The sequence below is a fragment of the Butyrivibrio sp. MC2021 genome (assembly GCF_000621605.1).
Classification (GTDB): domain Bacteria; phylum Bacillota; class Clostridia; order Lachnospirales; family Lachnospiraceae; genus Butyrivibrio.
Genome location: NZ_JHXX01000001.1, coordinates 170744 through 187070, shown reverse-complemented (window position 1 = coordinate 187070; position 16327 = coordinate 170744). Strand labels below are relative to the sequence as shown.

15 protein-coding genes are annotated in these 16327 nt (G+C 43.4%); all 15 read right to left on the bottom strand.

Going from position 1 to position 16327, the window contains the following annotated elements:
- Positions 1–11: 11 nt before the first annotated feature.
- Positions 12–1298, bottom strand: a complete 1287-nt coding sequence (gene flhF, locus T359_RS0100725) for a flagellar biosynthesis protein FlhF (protein ID WP_026515801.1) — start codon at positions 1296–1298, stop codon at positions 12–14.
- Positions 1299–3356, bottom strand: coding sequence for a flagellar biosynthesis protein FlhA (gene flhA / locus T359_RS0100720; protein WP_026515800.1), 2058 nt, complete (start codon positions 3354–3356; stop codon positions 1299–1301).
- 43 nt (positions 3357–3399) lie between these two features.
- On the bottom strand, positions 3400–4554 hold the full coding sequence (gene flhB, locus T359_RS0100715; RefSeq protein ID WP_051544836.1) for a flagellar biosynthesis protein FlhB: 1155 nt from the start codon (positions 4552–4554) through the stop codon (positions 3400–3402).
- Complete coding sequence (locus tag T359_RS0100710) at positions 4529–5314, bottom strand: flagellar biosynthetic protein FliR (RefSeq protein WP_026515798.1); 786 nt, start codon at positions 5312–5314, stop codon at positions 4529–4531. The genes flhB and T359_RS0100710 overlap by 26 nt, the downstream gene beginning before the upstream one ends.
- 21 nt (positions 5315–5335) lie before the next feature.
- Positions 5336–5608 carry a flagellar biosynthetic protein FliQ gene (locus T359_RS0100705; protein WP_026515797.1) on the bottom strand — a complete coding sequence of 91 codons (273 nt, stop codon included), beginning with the start codon at positions 5606–5608 and terminating at the stop codon, positions 5336–5338.
- A 35-nt stretch (positions 5609–5643) separates the two neighbouring features.
- Complete coding sequence (gene fliP, locus T359_RS0100700; RefSeq protein WP_081795286.1) at positions 5644–6522, bottom strand: flagellar type III secretion system pore protein FliP; 879 nt, start codon at positions 6520–6522, stop codon at positions 5644–5646.
- Positions 6523–6581: 59 nt separating this feature from the next.
- A complete protein-coding gene (locus tag T359_RS0100695) occupies positions 6582–6923 on the bottom strand; it encodes a flagellar biosynthetic protein FliO (RefSeq protein WP_026515795.1) in 342 nt (113 codons plus the stop codon).
- Between the two features lie 17 nt (positions 6924–6940).
- A complete protein-coding gene (gene fliY / locus T359_RS0100690) occupies positions 6941–8161 on the bottom strand; it encodes a flagellar motor switch phosphatase FliY (RefSeq protein WP_026515794.1) in 1221 nt (406 codons plus the stop codon).
- Between the two features lie 3 nt (positions 8162–8164).
- Entirely contained in the window at positions 8165–9148 is a 984-nt protein-coding gene (gene fliM / locus T359_RS0100685; RefSeq protein WP_026515793.1) for a flagellar motor switch protein FliM, read from the bottom strand.
- Between the two features lie 38 nt (positions 9149–9186).
- Positions 9187–9723 (bottom strand): flagellar basal body-associated FliL family protein, encoded by a 537-nt coding sequence (locus T359_RS0100680; RefSeq protein WP_026515792.1) that lies wholly within the window; start codon positions 9721–9723, stop codon positions 9187–9189.
- A gap of 21 nt (positions 9724–9744) precedes the next feature.
- On the bottom strand, positions 9745–10578 hold the full coding sequence (locus T359_RS0100675) for an OmpA/MotB family protein (RefSeq protein ID WP_026515791.1): 834 nt from the start codon (positions 10576–10578) through the stop codon (positions 9745–9747).
- Positions 10578–11381: a motility protein A gene (locus T359_RS0100670; protein WP_026515790.1), complete on the bottom strand. Its 804-nt coding sequence runs from the start codon at positions 11379–11381 to the stop codon at positions 10578–10580. The genes T359_RS0100675 and T359_RS0100670 overlap by 1 nt, the downstream gene beginning before the upstream one ends.
- 82 nt (positions 11382–11463) lie before the next feature.
- Positions 11464–11640, bottom strand: a complete 177-nt coding sequence (locus T359_RS18865; protein ID WP_197027038.1) for a flagellar FlbD family protein — start codon at positions 11638–11640, stop codon at positions 11464–11466.
- Between the two features lie 279 nt (positions 11641–11919).
- Complete coding sequence (locus T359_RS0100660) at positions 11920–13047, bottom strand: metallophosphoesterase (protein WP_081795284.1); 1128 nt, start codon at positions 13045–13047, stop codon at positions 11920–11922.
- Between the two features lie 152 nt (positions 13048–13199).
- Positions 13200–16325, bottom strand: coding sequence for a flagellar hook-basal body complex protein (locus tag T359_RS22935; protein WP_051544835.1), 3126 nt, complete (start codon positions 16323–16325; stop codon positions 13200–13202).
- Positions 16326–16327: the final 2 nt, after the last annotated feature.

The following is a 16327-nucleotide window of genomic DNA, read 5'->3' as shown; positions in this document are numbered from 1 at the left end:
TATTCCCCGAATTAATTCTTTCCACCCAAAAGATGTTTGACAATACGCTGTGCATCAAATACTGCGATATCGTCCGGAACGTTCTGTCCGTTGGTGATGTACGCAATGGGTGCCCCCGTATGCATCCTCACATTGTAGAGATTGCCCTTAGCCCCGGTCTCATCCATTTTGGTAAAAATGAGTTTGTAAGCCACCATCTCCGAATATACATCTGCAATCTCTATAAGGTCTCTGTACTTGGTAGTTGCAGAAAGGACAAGGAAATTCTCGCATTGCATCATGTCCTCAAGAACTCTGATAAAGTTCTCAACGCTTTCCTTAAGTTCTTCATTCTTAAGTGAATGTCCAGCAGTGTCTACCATGATGTAGTCATAATCTCTGAAATCCTCTGCAGCCTGCCTCATCTCTTCCTCGGAATAGATAACCCTGAAGGGAATTCCTATGATGGAAGCATAAGTGCGGAGCTGCTCGGCTGCGGCAATTCTGTAGGTGTCCACTGTCAAAAGAGCTACTTTCTTCTTCTGTGTAACGGAAAGCTCTGTAGCCAGCTTGGCAATCGTAGTAGTTTTGCCAACACCTGTAGGTCCTACGAAAATCTCTGCCCTGGGCCCCTGTTCCACAGGCTCGATGGGCTCTGATTTACCGAATTTAAGGACCATTTTCTGATATACATTAGCCAGTGCAAAGTCAAAAGGCATTCCCGGCTTGCATATCTTTTCCACTTCATCCGTAAGCTGATTTACGTAAATTTCGTCAACTTCATTCTCTATAAGAGTATTATACAACAGTTTTATGAAGGATAGAGTCTCCTCGGAAATCTCGCTTGCCTTGGGGTTTCTGAGGGTCTCAAGAGCTGTTTTCACATGCTCAGAGCCCTTTGCGGAGGACTCCTCTTTTTCATTAAATTTTATATTTTTCTCCAAAAGATTGCTGAGATTGTCCAGTTTCTCTTCTATGGCGCTGTTATCGTCAATTATATCCTTCGCTTTGGATTGTGAAGGATAATTATTGGAAGCCACTGCCCCCAGTGTCTGGGCTGTATCCCTGACTGAATCGTCAACAACAGGCTTTCTTCCGGTAGGTTTGGAAGTCTTATCCGGAGAATAGATTCTCTGAGGCTTTTCGGACTCCTCCTCTAAAGCAACCGTCACCTCAATTTTCTGAGACTGAAACAAGGCTAAGAAACCTGATTTTTTCATGGGCCTTACATTCATGACTACGATGTTTGGTCCCAGTTCTTTCTTTGCCTCTTCTGTGGCCTCACTTTCAGTTTTTCCAACATACTTTTTAATGATCATTTATGCAGTTACCATCCCCACTGATTGTAATTCTATGTTAGGTTCCACTTCGTTGTAGGAAATTACAACCAAATCTTTATAATAATCCTCTGTCATCTTCTTAAAATACATTCTCACAATAGGAGAAGCCATAATGATAGCCTGTTTGCCGGCTTCTTCCAATTTGGATACCTGTTCCCCAACAGCATTGAGAATGGATTTCGTTCTGGCCGGATCAAGAGTAAGATAAGCTCCTGTCTCCGTCTGCTTAACGCTGCTTAAGATTTCCTGTTCAACCTTCGGATCCAAAGTCACAACTGATGTAGTCTCACCAACAACAAAGTATTTGCTGGAAATAGCACGCTTGAGGCTTTGTCTTACGTACTCCGTAAGGATATCCGGATCATGAGTTGAAGGAGCAAAATCTGCCAGAGTTTCAAAAATTGTAACAAGATCTCTGATGGAAACGCCTTCCCTGAGCAGATTCTGAAGAACCTTCTCAATTTCACCAAGACTCATAAGCTTGGGTACCAGCTCATCCACAAGAGCAGGATTATTTTCCTTAAGATTATCAACAAGATTCTGCACATCCTGTCTCGTCATGAGCTCAGCGATGTGTTCTCTTATGATTTCGGTAAGGTGAGTCGCAATGATTGAAGGAGGATCAACTACGGTATAGCCAAGACTCTCTGCCCTTTCACGCTGGCCTTCCGTGATCCAGATGGCCGGCAGATGGAAGGAAGGCTCGAATGTGGGAATACCTGTGATCTCATCCTCCACATGTCCCGGATTCATGGCCATGTAGTGATCAAACAAGATCTCACCGTCACTTACCTGTATACCTTTAATTTTAATGATATATTGATTAGGATTCAACTGAATATTATCCCTCAGTCGAATAATAGGTACCACTGTTCCAAGCTCCAGAGCAACCTGTCGCCTTATCATAACTACTCGGTCAAGAAGGTCACCGCCCTGATTGACATCAGCCAGTGGAATGATTCCATAGCCAAACTCCAGCTCGATAGGGTCCACCTGAAGAAGGCTCGTGACATTTTCAGGCTGCCTGATCTCCTCAGCCTGCTGTTCTTCCGGAGTTGCAACCTCAGCTTCCGTCTTGACCTCTTCAATGGTCTGCTTGGCTACTCTTCCAAGCAGGATAAAGCCTGCGCCAAAGGTAACATACAGCACTGTAGGCAGGGGTGAAAAAATACCAAGTCCCGCAACAACGCCGCCAACAAGGTACAAGGTCTTGGGCATACCAAAGAGCTGATTGATAAGCACGTGACCAAAGTCCGCTTCCTTGGATCCCTTTGTAACCAGGATACCGGTACTCATGGAGATCATCAGGGAAGGAATTGAACTTACAAGTCCGTCACCCATAGTGAGAATAGCGTAGGTGTCAATGGCAGAATTGATATCCTGTCCACGCCTCAAAACACCCATGGCAATTCCACCAAGAAGGTTGACAGCTGTGATGATAAGACCCGCTGTGGCATCTCCTTTTACATACTTCGTAGCACCGTCCATGGCTCCGAAGAAGCTAGCCTCTTCCTGAATCTTCTCACGCCTCTTTCTGGCCTCTACATCGGTGATGGCACCGGTATTCAGGTCAGCGTCGATAGCCATCTGTTTACCGGGCATAGCGTCCAGAGTAAATCTTGCTGATACTTCAGCTACACGCTCAGAACCTTTGTTAATGACCATGAGCTGTACGATTATAAGGATTACATAGACGATAGCTCCGACGATAAGATCGCCACCGCCTACAAAGGAACCGAATACTGTGATAACCTGTCCCGCGCTTCCCTCCGTAAGAATAAGTCTTGTGGAGGAAACGTTAAGGGCAATCCTGAAAATAGTGGTAAAGAGCAGGATTGTCGGGAAAAACGACATCTCCAGAACATCCTGGGCAAACATGGCAGTGAACATGATTACGAAGGAAAGGGACATGTCCATAGCCAAAAGCACATCCAAAAGCCATTCCGGGAGCGGGATGATCAGCATAACAACCGCTGCAACGATATATAAAGCAAGACCGTAGTCGTAGATTCGATCGACTATTCTCTTTCTATCCATCCATTGTCCCCCTTTCTAAGAAATGACATTTAAGAAAAAAATGTCAAACCTTGCCTTGTAGATGATAAACATATGCAAGTACCTCAGCTACCGCCTTATAAAGCTCAGGCGGAACCAGCTCTCCAACCTCAACGTTGGCATAGAGCATTCTGGCAAGGGGCTTGTTCTCAACAATTTCCACGCCATTTTCTCTGGCTGCTTCCTTGATCTTCTGGGCCAGATAATCTGCGCCCTTGGCAATTACCATAGGTGCCTCTGCTTCTTCGGCATCATACTTGATGGCAACTGCGTAATGAGTCGGGTTGGTGATGACCACGTCGGCCTGAGGGAGCTGCTGCATCATACGTCTCTGGGATGCCTGCATCATCCTTCTCTTCTGTTGTGCCTTGACCTGAGGATCTCCTTCTGAGTTCTTGAACTCATCCTTGACCTCCTGCTTGGTCATCATCATATCTTTAGTAAATTTGCGTCTCTGATAAATAAGGTCCGCAAAAGCAATAACCATGTAAGCTGCAGCAATTCTAAGTCCCAGATCGATGATAAGATTGCCCATGAGACCGATTGCCTGTTTAAGTGGCATATCATACAAAAGAAACAGACTCTCTGTCCTTCCTGTAAAAAACGAATAGATCACCGCCGCCATAATCACAAGCTTCAGAATTGATTTGGCTAGTTCAAAAAGCTTTCTGGTTGAAAAAATCTTTTTCATACCGGAAATAGGGTTAAGCTTGGAAAGCTTGGGCTGCAGCGGCTTGGATGTGGGCTTGAATCCAACCTGAACTATGTCACACAAAAAAGCGATCAGAAATCCGGTGATAAAAAACGGGGCGCATATAAGCAGCATTGTTATCATGGCGCCGTTTAAGGTGCTGGTAATATATGCCCAGGGAAGATGCCCATCGTAAAGCCTTGCAATGTTAGGGATATTGTCATAGGTCCGGTTAAAAATGCTAACGAAATTTTCCCCGATAAATGTATAGCCGAATCTCAGGATCAGAAATAGTACCAAAAGACTAAAGGCCGTTGCTACCTCCTGGCTCTTGGCAACCTGTCCGTCTTTTCTGGCATCATCCAGCTTTTTGGCTGTGGGCTGTTCTGTTTTTTCAGCACCGTTGGCATCCTCAGCAAAGAACTGGAGATTATATGCAATTCTCAGCTGAAGTATGTCTTTATCAGCCGCTCTGCATGCTGTATACAAATTTCTCCATTAACTCCTTCATGTTTATAAAGATAAAGTTCGATGCATCATCCAGCATTGAAACCGTAATAAGCATTATCATAAGTCCCACAATGATCTTGATCTGAATACCAACAGAGAACATGTTCATCTGGGGTGAAACTTTGGCAAGGATACCCAGAACAACGTTGGTAATAAATGTAATGATAAAGATTGGCAGGCAGATCCTGAATCCGATCACTATGTAATCCCTCATAAAAATAAGCAGGGATTCCAGAAATCTGTCGGAATTGATGATGGCACCGTTTATGGGCACCAATGTAAAGGTATCCGCCAGCGCCCTCAAAATGTACTGGTACATGCCCGTTACCAAAAGCATCATGGTAAGAACCTGCGAATAGATGGTTCCCGTGATGGTTACCTGCTCATTGGTATTGGGATCAAAAAGGCTTACCATGGATAGACCGATCTGCATATCCACCACAGTACCGGCAAAACCGGCAATAAGCTCACACAGCTGAACTGCATAGCCTATCACAAATCCCACCATTACTTCCTTCAGTACAATAACGGTATACCCGGCAATGGTACTGTACTCCGGCGGATTAAAGGGCACTGCCCCAAACAAAAGTATTGAAAGTAAAAGGCCAAAGCCTATTTTAACAAGGTTAGGTGTCTGCCTTCCTCCAAAAAACGGACAGACAAATATAAAGCTCGTAATTCTCATCAGGATCAGAAGAAAAATCTCAAGATCTCCGTAACTGAAGGAATAATCAATCATAGATATGCCCCCTCTTTATCATCAGCGGACATATTTGGAAAAGTCCGACCAGAGGGCTGTGATATATCCCGAAAGTTCCGTAAGCATCCAGTTCCCCAGTACCATGATCATGGTGAAAACTCCAAGAACCTTAGGCACGAAGGTAAGGGTCTGCTCCTGAATCGATGTAACAGTCTGAAAAATTGAAATGATCAGACCTATGATCATTGATGTCAAAAGAATAGGGAGTGACATCTTGATAACCATATAGAGAGCTTCATTGATTATGATATTTATGTCTGAAATTGTGATCATAAGCGTCTTCCCTCCTTAATGGTTTTTTGAAATGATCAGTAAAATGATTTAACGATATTGCCGATGACAAGACTCCATCCGTCTGCAAGGACAAAAAGAAGGATCTTGAAAGGCAGGGAAATGGTGGTGGGCGGCAGCATCATCATACCCATACTCATAAGTACCGACGCCACAACCATGTCTATTACAATAAAAGGTACATAGATCAAAAATCCGATGATAAACGCTGTTCTAAGCTCGCTGACTATAAAGCTCGGAACCAGAACCACATTTGGAATGCTGTCAAGCTCGCCGTCCCATTCTATACCATCTATTTCCATGAAGAGCCTGACGTCCTTGGTCTGAGTCTGGCCGTACATGAACTGTCTGAAGGGCTTCATGGCCGTATCAATGAACTCCTGCTGATCCATCTGACCATCTTCAAAGGGAATGACCGCTGTGTCATAGGCTTCCTTCAGGGTGGGCTGCATTATAAAAAGTGTCATAAACAGCGCAATACCTATCAGCACCAGGTTGGGCGGTGAAGTCTGAGTTCCTATGGCAGTTCTGGTAAAATGCAGTGCAACAATGACTCTTGTAAAAGAAGTCATCATTACGATCAGCGTTGGGGCCAGTGATATCAGTGTTAAAGTTATAAGGATCCTAAGAGCCCCGTTCAGAGAGCCATTGCCGTTGTCATAGGTTACTGTGACCGTATTGGCAATATTGAGCTCCTTGAGATCATCCGGATCCTCGGAAGCTCCGGGAGGATTGATATTGGTCCTCTCCTCCTTGGATCCCGTAAGATGCTCTTCTTCATCCAATGTCGGATCCGTAGGCGTTGTGTCCTGTATGATGTTTTCTGTAGCAGTTGCTGTTATAGGGATGGAAAAAGAAAGAAATGCAAACATGCAGATTAAAGCAAGAGCTGCCATGAGCCCCTTCTTTAAATTATGTTTTAGATTGAAATTCCCATCTCCCCTGAAAATGTTCATTAACTCTTTTTCTCGCCTTTGATTTTTTCTAGCATTTCTTTAAAGCTTATGTTTTCCTGAGTTTCATCCTTAAGGATAAGGTCCTCTTCGGCCACATCCCCCAAGGATGTCACCTGGTCCTTTGATACAGCTATCGCTGTGTATCTGCTTCCTATACGGATTATCTGAATATACTTGGTCTGGGATATTCTGCAGGTCTCTATAACGCTGATGTTTTTCCCCGCCGAGCCTGCCCCTTTTTGATAATCAGCAATCCATTTTGTAACAAAATATGAAAGCGCAAGAACCAGGATAAATATGATCAGGACCGAAATAAACTGTAAATAAGTACTCCCCGTCATCTTCGGTCTCCCTTTATTTACTGTACGATCTCAGTTACACGTACACCAAAACTTTCTTCGATTACTACAACCTCTCCCTTTGCCACGAACTTACCGTTTACGAGAACGTCCACGGGCTCACCGGCAACCTTATCAAGCTCTATGATGGTTCCCGGAGCAAAATCAAGAATATCTGCAATGGGCTTGGCTGTTCTTCCAAGCTCAACAGTTACTTCAAGAGGTACATCCTTGATGATACCGATATTTTCACCACCTGCCATGATGGTTGTTCCACCTGCGAAATTCTGGAACTGGGCAGGCTGAATATTCATATTCATCATCTGTGGCATCATCTGAGGCATTGCCATCTGGGGCATCATCTGAGGCATACCCATCTGTGGCATTCCCATCTGAGGCATTCCCTGCATCATTGAAGGATCCGGAGCAGGCATTGGAGCGGGTTCCAGAGCGGGTGCAGGCGCAGGGGCCGGTGCCGGAGCAGGTGCAGGCTCAGCAGCTCCGCCGGAATCACCGGAGATAACGGTATCCTTGAGAGTCTTGGCGAAGTCTATAGGATACAACTGCATAAGAGTTGAATCCACCAGGTCTCCTACCTGCATCTTGAAGGAAATCCTTACAAAGGTTCCGGTAAGGAACTCAGCGATATCGGAAGGATCATCATTGATCATATCAAGAAGAGTAGCCTGCGGAGGGCTGATGTCTACCTTCTGGTTGATCATTGTTGAAAGTGATGTGGCAGCAGCACCCATCATCTGGTTCATAGCCTCAGAAATAGCTGACAGCTGGAGCTCTCCGATCTCACCCTCAGTATTGGTTCCGTCACCGCCCATCATGAGGTCGGTGATGACCATAACGTCATGTTCCTTCAGAATAAGGATATTGGTTCCGTCGAGACCTACGGTGTATTTGATCTGAATAAATACACAGGGCCTCTCGTAATTGTTAATAACGGTCTCCCAGGTTGCAAGTTCTACCTGAGGAGTCGTGATATTTACTTTCTGGTTAACAAGGGAATACAGCGTTGTGGCAGAAGAGCCCATGCTGATATTAGCCACCTCTCCGATGGCATCCTTTTCAGAATCAGTAAGAAGTGATTCGTCTATTCCCCCTGCTGAAGGTGGTGTGGCCGCAGCTGCTTCCGCGGGGGCGTCTCCGCCACCGGATGCATCTCCACCTCCTGATGTATCCATACCGGCCAGTAAAGCATTAATTTCGTCCTGGGATAACATTCCATCCATGCTCTACTCATCCTCCTCTCTAACTACCGACGTTATTTTGACGGCATACTTATCTTTTGCAGTACCGGGCAATGCAGTAAATTTAAAAATATTCCCAACGTAGATCTGCATGTCCGTATTCACTCTGTTATCAAGCCTGATAATATCTCCGGCCTGCAAATGAACAAAATCATTGACTGAAACATTGCACTTACCAAGAATGGCTTTCACCGGAACATCCACATGTTTGACCATGGTCTCAAGATGTTCTTCGTAGTCCTCATCGTTGTTCTTCTGCATGGTAGAGAACCAGAACTTGGTATTCAGCTTATCCATAACACTCTCCAGGGTGAAATATGGAAGACAGACGTTCATAAGTCCTTCTGTTTCACCTATCTTGATGTTAAGTGTTACGATAGCGATCATATCCGTGGGAGAGATAACCTGCGCAAACTGCGGATTAGTCTCGATCCTCTCCATAACGGGATTGATGGCAACAACGTTCTGCCAGGGCTCAACCATCAGCTGCATGCAGATGGTAACGAGCTTTTCTATAAGGGGCATCTCAATGTCGGTAAAGGGTCTGGGTTTATCCAGTGTTCCTCCCTCTCCTCCAAGCATTCTGTCAATAAAGGAAAAACCTATATTTGCCTGCAACTCAAGAATGATGGTACCCTGCAGCGGAAGGAAATTGATAACTCCCAGAATAACAGGGTTGGAAAGCGCATTACTGAACTCGGAGTAAGTAACAGTCTCAGAGTTCGCCACGGAAACCGATACATTCTTTCGAAGGTACAAAGGCAACGTAGTAGACAAAAGTCGGCCATAATGCTCGTAGATCATTTCCAGGGTTCTAAGGTGTTCCTTGGAGAACTTCGCAGGACGTTTAAAGTCGTAATCCTTGACCTTTTTTTCGTCCGCGGCCTGCATTTGGTCTACATCAAGCTCACCGGTTGAGAGTGCTGCCAGCAGACTATCTATTTCATTTTGTGACAGTACTTCACTCAAAATGGATCTCCTCTCTTAAAACTTTTTTCATATATGTATTACTGATAAAGCACACTTGCAAAGCTTACGTCATAGATAAAGTTGGAACCGAACAGATCCTGAACAGCCTCAAGGATCTCGTCCTTAACGGTTGATTCGTTGGTCTGTATCTCCTCCATTGTATGTGATGAAAGGACTTCCTGAACCTTGGCCTTGATAAGACTCTTCTTACCAGCCATGGACTCAGAAGATCCGAGAGTTGCGTAATCAGCGTTGGCGGTATTAAGTGAAAATACCACTTCCACTACCATGTAATGGGTCTTGCCATCGGCACCGGCCTTAAGGTTGATGGTCATCTTGTCATCCCCGGTAAGTTCGAAGGTCGCAAGATTGGCTACCCCAACATCAACTGCAGAACCGGCAAATCCGCCGCCCGCACCGCCGCTGGCCTCAAGTTCAAGAGCAGCAGCTATATCCGAAATAAGCTTGGTTGTCTGCGAATTCGTAGACATTACACTAAGGAGCATAAAACCTGACATTGCGAGATTAACAACTAAAAGTGCCAAAATGATGATAGATAAAAGGTTCTTTTTCATTGTATGCTATTTACCTCCTGCTCAATATGAAGCGCTAAGTGGATTGTAGATCTTGATTTCAACTCGTCTGTTTCTGGCCCTGCCTTCGTCTGTTGAATTGTCGGCTATGGGGTCATATTCTCCACGTCCTGTGTGAACGATCTTGGACATATCCAGATTGGTATTTTCCTGCAGATAATAAAAAACCGAAAGGGCTCTTCCCGAGCTCAGTTCATCATTATTGGAATACTTACCGTTTCCTCCCATGGGGATATTATCTGTATGTCCTTCAATCTCAATGGTTCCTCCGGCATAGGTCTCAAGGATCTGTCCCACCTTATCAACAACCGGATAACATTCCTCCTTCAGTTCAACTTTTCCGGAATCAAACAATATGGAACCCTGAATAGTAAGCTGTACATATTGGCTTGTGTAATTTACGTAAACCTGGTCTTCTATCTCTCCTTCTTCCAAAGCTTTTTCTATCTTCTCTGCAAGCTCTGCCGAAGCTTCAAGCTGTTCCTCTTCGGCGGCTTCCATAAGCTCTTTCTGATCCATATCCCCTTCAGCATCACGTTCTTCTTCAGCATCAGCACCGCTCTGGGCCACACCCATTGAGGTTGTATAGCTGGATAGCTCGTTAAGCTGAGATACACCGTCTCCGATGAGAGCTCCCTGGCCGATAGCCATCTCACCTCCGGAAAAAATACCAAAGGCTGAACTGAAGGATGCTGCAACTTCTTCGAACTTAGCTGCATCCATACTGGCCATTGAGAAAAGCAAAACGAAGAAGCAAAGCAGAAGGTTCATCAGATCTCCGAAGGTACCCTGCCACGCAGGCAAACCCGGTTTTATCTCTTCTGGTTTCTTTGCCATTATTCTCCGCCTCCATCGCCCGAACCATTCTCTGCTTCATATGCAGCTCTGTCAGCAGGTGAAAGGAATGATTTAAGCTTCTCTTCGGTAACACGGGGGTTTTCTCCGGCCTGTATAGACAAAAGGCCTTCGATGATAATACTTTTTGCCATATATTCTGCGTTATCTCTTGCCTTGAGCTTGTTCTCTGCAGGGAAGCAGAACCAGTTGGCAAGAACTGAACCGTAGAATGTCGTAATAAGGGCAACCGCCATGGACGGTCCGATTGAGGACGGGTCTGACATGTTCTGAAGCATCAGAACCAGTCCAAGGAGGGTTCCGATCATACCCCAGGAAGGGCCCATGCCGGCAACATCTCCAAAGAATGAATAGTTCTCTTTATGTCTTTCTGACATGGCATCTATCTCAGCCTCAAGAATACTCTTAACGAGCTCTGGTTCAGTACCGTCAACGATAAGACCTACGCCTTTTTTCATGAAAGTATCTTCCAGATTGCCTGCCGCTTCTTCCAGCGCAAGGAGTCCTTCCTTACGGGCTGTATTGGACAGGTCGATGATCTGCTTGATAGTGCCCTTGGTGTCAAAATTAGGCATTTTAAAAATCAGCGTATAGGACTTAAGACCACTTATAAAACTGGGCATGGTTCTTGAAGCCAAAACCGCCATGAACGCTCCTCCGAACGTGATCATCGCAGACGGAGCATCCAGGAAATACTGAACACCGGCAATTCCGGCAGAGAACACGATACTGAGGATCATAAACAGGAAACACAATCCGATACCAAGTAAAGAACCTATATCCACGCAATATACCCCCTTATAGTATATTTACACTACTAACAATTCATAAGAAAATTTACCTAGATAACACAATAAACCAGCAAGGTTATCCTTCCTGGATCATTTTTACTATCTCTTCCAAGCTCTCCTTAACTATGAGTTTCCTTCCCCCGCTTAGAATTATGACTGTGTCTGGATTTGATTCAATTGTCTGGATACATCTGGTGTTGATCAGTATCTTTCGCGTATCCATCTTAGTCAAAAGAAGCATATGCTTTTCCATCGCCGCTTCTCCCCTGAAAAATTTCAATACCATCAAAAATTTCACTAAAATTGAAATTTTATTTCCTATTAACTATATTTTACCATTTTTCGCCCCCCAATACTCCAATTATCGTTCACATTTTGGTCACAATCGGAGTATAATTTCACTATTTATAGAAATAGGTGAAATTAATTTGCTCTAATAGAAAATATAGTAAGGCATAATACAACATATTGTGGTATTAAATTCATTGTACCACTTTTTACTGTTTATTACATAGCAAATTACAAAATAAAATTACGGTGTTAAAGTAATAAGATCCCATTCACAACGTTCTTCCGTTCTAAGAGGCATCATCCAGTTGCCTGTTCCGGCAGTTACAAAGAGCCTGGTTCCGGGCTCGATGTATTCACCATAGGCAGGCTGGCCGGAAAGAAGGCACATGTACTTCATAGGCCAGAGCTGACCGGCATGGGTATGTCCCGAGAGCTGGAGATCCGAAATTTCAGCAGCAAGCTGCTCCTTATCAAAGGGCTGATGATCAAGAACTATAAAGAATTTTGATTCATCATAGGGATTTTCCATCTTTTCCCATTTATAACGTTCTGAAACGCTTTCATCTTCTCTTCCGAGAAGAACGATTTCATCATTAAGTTCAACGAATTCATCAGACAAAAGAGTTATTCCGGCCTTTGCTATCTCTTCACCAAGCTGTTCATTGGTATAGGTTCTTCCACCTATATACTTTCCGCCTGGCTGTCTTTCATGATTTCCGTTGACCATGTAAGCAGGAGCTTTTAAGCCTGCCATGATCTCATAGGTCTTAACAAACTCCTCATAGGATGTCCATTCATCCGTAACATCTCCGCCAATCAGGATAAAATCAGGATTCTCTGCATTTATATCATCAACAAGCTTCTGTATGGTTTCAAAGGGCTGGGATGAGCCTGCATGAATATCTGATATAAAAGCGATGGTATAGGTCTTTGACAGTTTATCCGACTGCCATTCATGCTTAGCCTCATGGATCTTTCCGGAATTTGAAACGCCATATATAAATATAAAAATACAGGCTGCCAAACTAATGCATACCAGAATCATTGGATTAAATGAAGATTCACTTTTATCAGCACCTCCCCTGTACTTGACAACAAGGCGTCTTACAAAATCAATGATTCCGCCGCATATATCTCCGGCCATTGCCACATACAATGCTGTAAAGCCAGCGCCGAACCTATATGTTATCGTACTGTTTATGATAAAGAACAAAAAAGCAACCAGGGTCATAAAAAACAGCTTTACAGGAAGCGCGATAACCTTTATAACCCAGTTTTCACTTTTTCTAAGGGGTATCTGAACAAAATACAGAACACCATACCAAATCAACACTTCGAAGAACCATATTATCATTCTTAAACTACTCATAATCCCTTCTCCTTTTAAAATATATAAAGCCCCTATTTACATTATACCGTACATTTATACATTGTTGCCCGCAAGCAATATTAAAAAACTATGAAAAAAGAAGCTATATGCCGAGACATATAGCTTCTTTTGATATTTAGAAAAACATTGGATTATCTCTTCAGGTTTGTAAGTTCCTCAAGAAGTGTGTCGGATACGGTGATGATTCTGGAGTTAGCCTGGAATCCACGCTGTGTTGTGATCATCTCTGTAAACTGTGAAGAAAGGTCTACGTTTGACATCTCCAGAACGCCGGTGCTCATGTAGCCACCGTCTGTGGTAATATCCTGGATTGTTGCCTCGCCGGAGTTAAGAGTTGACTTATAGAGGTTATCTCCTTCCTTCATAAGACCTGATGCATTGGCAAATTCTGCTGATGCGATCTGGCCAAGAAGCTTGGTCTGTCCGTTTGAATAGGTTGCGTAGATCTGACCGTCGGTTGATACGGTAACACCATTCATCTCACCTACCGCACGTCCTGTATTGAGGGACTGCTTGTCGCCCTTTACAGCCTTAACAGTTGCTGAACCGTTGGTATTGTAGTTGGTAACTGTTGAGAAATCAAGCTCGATGGTTCCTTCTCTTGCAAGCTCGTCCTTATCGTTAGGGTTCTTAACCTGGAAACCGAAAGCTTCGTTTCCTTCATAGAACTCTCCATCTTCTGCGAAGTACATGCTGACCTTCTGGTTGTTTGTATTTCCATTGGCTGAAATGATCTTACCTGTAGCTGGATCGAATGTAAGTCTTACAGTCTGTGAACCTGTTGAAAGTCTGATGCTTCCGTCAGTGGGATCAATCTTATATGTACCATCTGTACCATACTGTCTTGCATCACTGTCAGATAACCCGTAAACATCCTTAAGAACGCCTGCATATCTGGTTTTAGCTGTAGAAAGAAGATCCTTAATATTTCCTGACATCGGAATTGTAGCATCTGATCCATCAAGATTTTTATACTTGCTTGTTCTGTTCTTATTCTTTATCTGATATCCGTCTGTTGCATTTCCGTCAGTATAGTAATCATTAGATTTAATGCTGATTGGATCAGAAGGCTTTGAATATGAAATGGTAAGCTTTTGAGAATCAACCTTAACAGTGTATTTAATATTTGTATCAGAGTATTTATTTGTATCTATACCAAATACAGTCGAAAGCATGTCTTCATCAAACTTATCAATCTCCGCCTCATTACTGTCAAAATAGTAGCCGTAGTCACCAGCCGCGGTTCCATTCCAAAGAATATAATTCGGAACTCCAAGAGAATAACCACTGCTTGTTGCAGTTGCTTTAGCAGGAAGTGTAAAAGAATTTTTAACTATATCAGCATCTGTTCGTTCTCTTGATACGATAACTGTAGGTGTTCCGGATAGATTCTGAAGTTTGAACTTTTCAGCAGTAGTACCATAATCCGTCTTAAGATCAGTCAAAAATTTCTTCGCAATATAGTAGTTTTGTCTTGCAGGTTCTGTTGTGATATCAGCACTGGTTGAATATGTATTTAAAGCTGTAGTCATGCTGCTGATTGAATATTCTGTGTCTTCGCTTACAGCTGTTCCCCCGTTGATTGCTGTAAGTGCAGCAGTAATATTTTCTTTATTATATGTGTAATTATAAGTCGTTCCATCTAAAGTAAAGGAAGTTTCATTTAAATCTGTGATTGAACTATCACCGCCACCAGACTTAGACAAAACAGCATCACCCTGTTCAAGATATTCAACATACAGTGTCTTACCATCAAAAGTATATTTAAGACCATCAGTGGTTGTTTCATCAAATCCCATCGCATCAAGTCCCGTAAAATTATCCTTATAAGCAAGAAGCTGTGAACCTGTTGTATTTGTCAAAGTCTTTTTTGTAGCCAAAGCTATTTTATCATAGAAAGTAATCTTATCATTGCTTGAGCCGGCTTCAAATTCATAATTGTAAGCTTCTGATGCATAAGCTTGTAATTTAGGTACAAATACATTCTCAAGAGTTTTCTTGGACAGACCTGCTGCTGATGTAGGTTCTGTTGTTTCAGGTATTGCAGTGTACACTACAGCATCATTGGCAGCGTTAGGAATATAATACTTAGCTTTAGCATTCACATTAGGGGTGTACTTGAAATTGTCATTGGGATATAGATATTCGTCGCTCCAGTTTCTTGTAATAGTAATGGATCCATCTGATGCTATGCTGTAGGTGGATGTAGTAGCAATACCAGAGAACTTTTCCTTCTCTTCAGTTGTTGTAGGATTAAGGAGTGTCTTATCAGATATTCCGTAGCAGGTCTCAAGAAGTCCAGCATAATCCTTTTTGCTGTATGCCGTTGATAAGATATCCTTAAGCTGTCCGGTCTGAGGAACAAATGCTTCGTTAAAAAGAGCTGATCCTGAAGGAAGATAAACTGTAGTTACTTCAGCTGTCTGATCTGTCTCAACTTCGTACTTTTCTTTATTGAAAGCAAGTAAATCATTGTCAGTGGTCTCAACTTCACCGAATTTAACACTTGCTAATCTGTCGGTTCCGATGGATGTTCCGTTTGAATCAAGAATGTCCATCAGCTGGATTGAAAACATGTGATCGTTAGGATCCTCAGTATCTTTAATGTTGAATTTTCCGGTGTAGAGATAACCCTTGTTGTCGTAAAACTCAAGAGTAACAGTCTTACCTTCATCGGAATTGATATTCTTATCGTTGTCGTCAAGGTTTCCGCTGAAAAGTCCCTGAGTTGTGGATGCAGGGCTGTATGTGGTATTATCGGCGCTCATGATCTGAAGATTTGAGAGCTCGCCGTTCTTGTTAACTGAAATCTCACCGGTCTCGGGGTCTTCTACTGCGTTCCAGCCCATTACGAAGTAACCGTTTGACTGCATTGCAAGGTTGCCGGCACCGTCAATGTAGAAGGAACCGTCTCTTGTGTACATGTTTTCTTTTCCGTTATTTACAACGAAGAAAGCCTTACCTGTGATCATAAGGTCAAAGGGGTTATTTGTTGTCTGGGTTGCTCCCTGGGATTCGATTGCGGTGTTGATGGCACCTGATTTTGCACCAAGACCGATCTGACGGGCATTTACACCACCCTTTGTAAGAGTAGCGCCGGATGCGTTCTGTGTTGTCTGGTACATAAGGTCTGAAAAAGTAATAGACTGTGATTTGAAAGATGTTGTGTTAACGTTGGCAATGTTGTTACCGATAACGTCCATCTTAGTCTGGTGGGTCTTAAGTCCTGCTACACCAGAATAAAGTGATCTCATCATAA

What these genes read in the sequence shown, in the direction of transcription:
- T359_RS18865 (WP_197027038.1), bottom strand. Translation starts at nt 11,640, where the DNA reads ATGGAAAAGCATATGCTTCTTTTGACTAAGATGGATACGCGAAAGATA.
- T359_RS0100660 (WP_081795284.1), bottom strand. Translation starts at nt 13,047, where the DNA reads ATGAGTAGTTTAAGAATGATAATATGGTTCTTCGAAGTGTTGATTTGG.
- T359_RS0100705 (WP_026515797.1), bottom strand. Translation starts at nt 5,608, where the DNA reads ATGATCACAATTTCAGACATAAATATCATAATCAATGAAGCTCTCTAT.
- T359_RS0100680 (WP_026515792.1), bottom strand. Translation starts at nt 9,723, where the DNA reads ATGAAAAAGAACCTTTTATCTATCATCATTTTGGCACTTTTAGTTGTT.
- T359_RS0100675 (WP_026515791.1), bottom strand. Translation starts at nt 10,578, where the DNA reads ATGGCAAAGAAACCAGAAGAGATAAAACCGGGTTTGCCTGCGTGGCAG.
- T359_RS0100710 (WP_026515798.1), bottom strand. Translation starts at nt 5,314, where the DNA reads ATGATTGATTATTCCTTCAGTTACGGAGATCTTGAGATTTTTCTTCTG.
- T359_RS22935 (WP_051544835.1), bottom strand. Translation starts at nt 16,325, where the DNA reads ATGATGAGATCACTTTATTCTGGTGTAGCAGGACTTAAGACCCACCAG.
- fliP (WP_081795286.1), bottom strand. Translation starts at nt 6,522, where the DNA reads ATGGCAGCTCTTGCTTTAATCTGCATGTTTGCATTTCTTTCTTTTTCC.
- flhA (WP_026515800.1), bottom strand. Translation starts at nt 3,356, where the DNA reads ATGGATAGAAAGAGAATAGTCGATCGAATCTACGACTACGGTCTTGCT.
- flhF (WP_026515801.1), bottom strand. Translation starts at nt 1,298, where the DNA reads ATGATCATTAAAAAGTATGTTGGAAAAACTGAAAGTGAGGCCACAGAA.
- T359_RS0100695 (WP_026515795.1), bottom strand. Translation starts at nt 6,923, where the DNA reads ATGACGGGGAGTACTTATTTACAGTTTATTTCGGTCCTGATCATATTT.
- fliY (WP_026515794.1), bottom strand. Translation starts at nt 8,161, where the DNA reads ATGGATGGAATGTTATCCCAGGACGAAATTAATGCTTTACTGGCCGGT.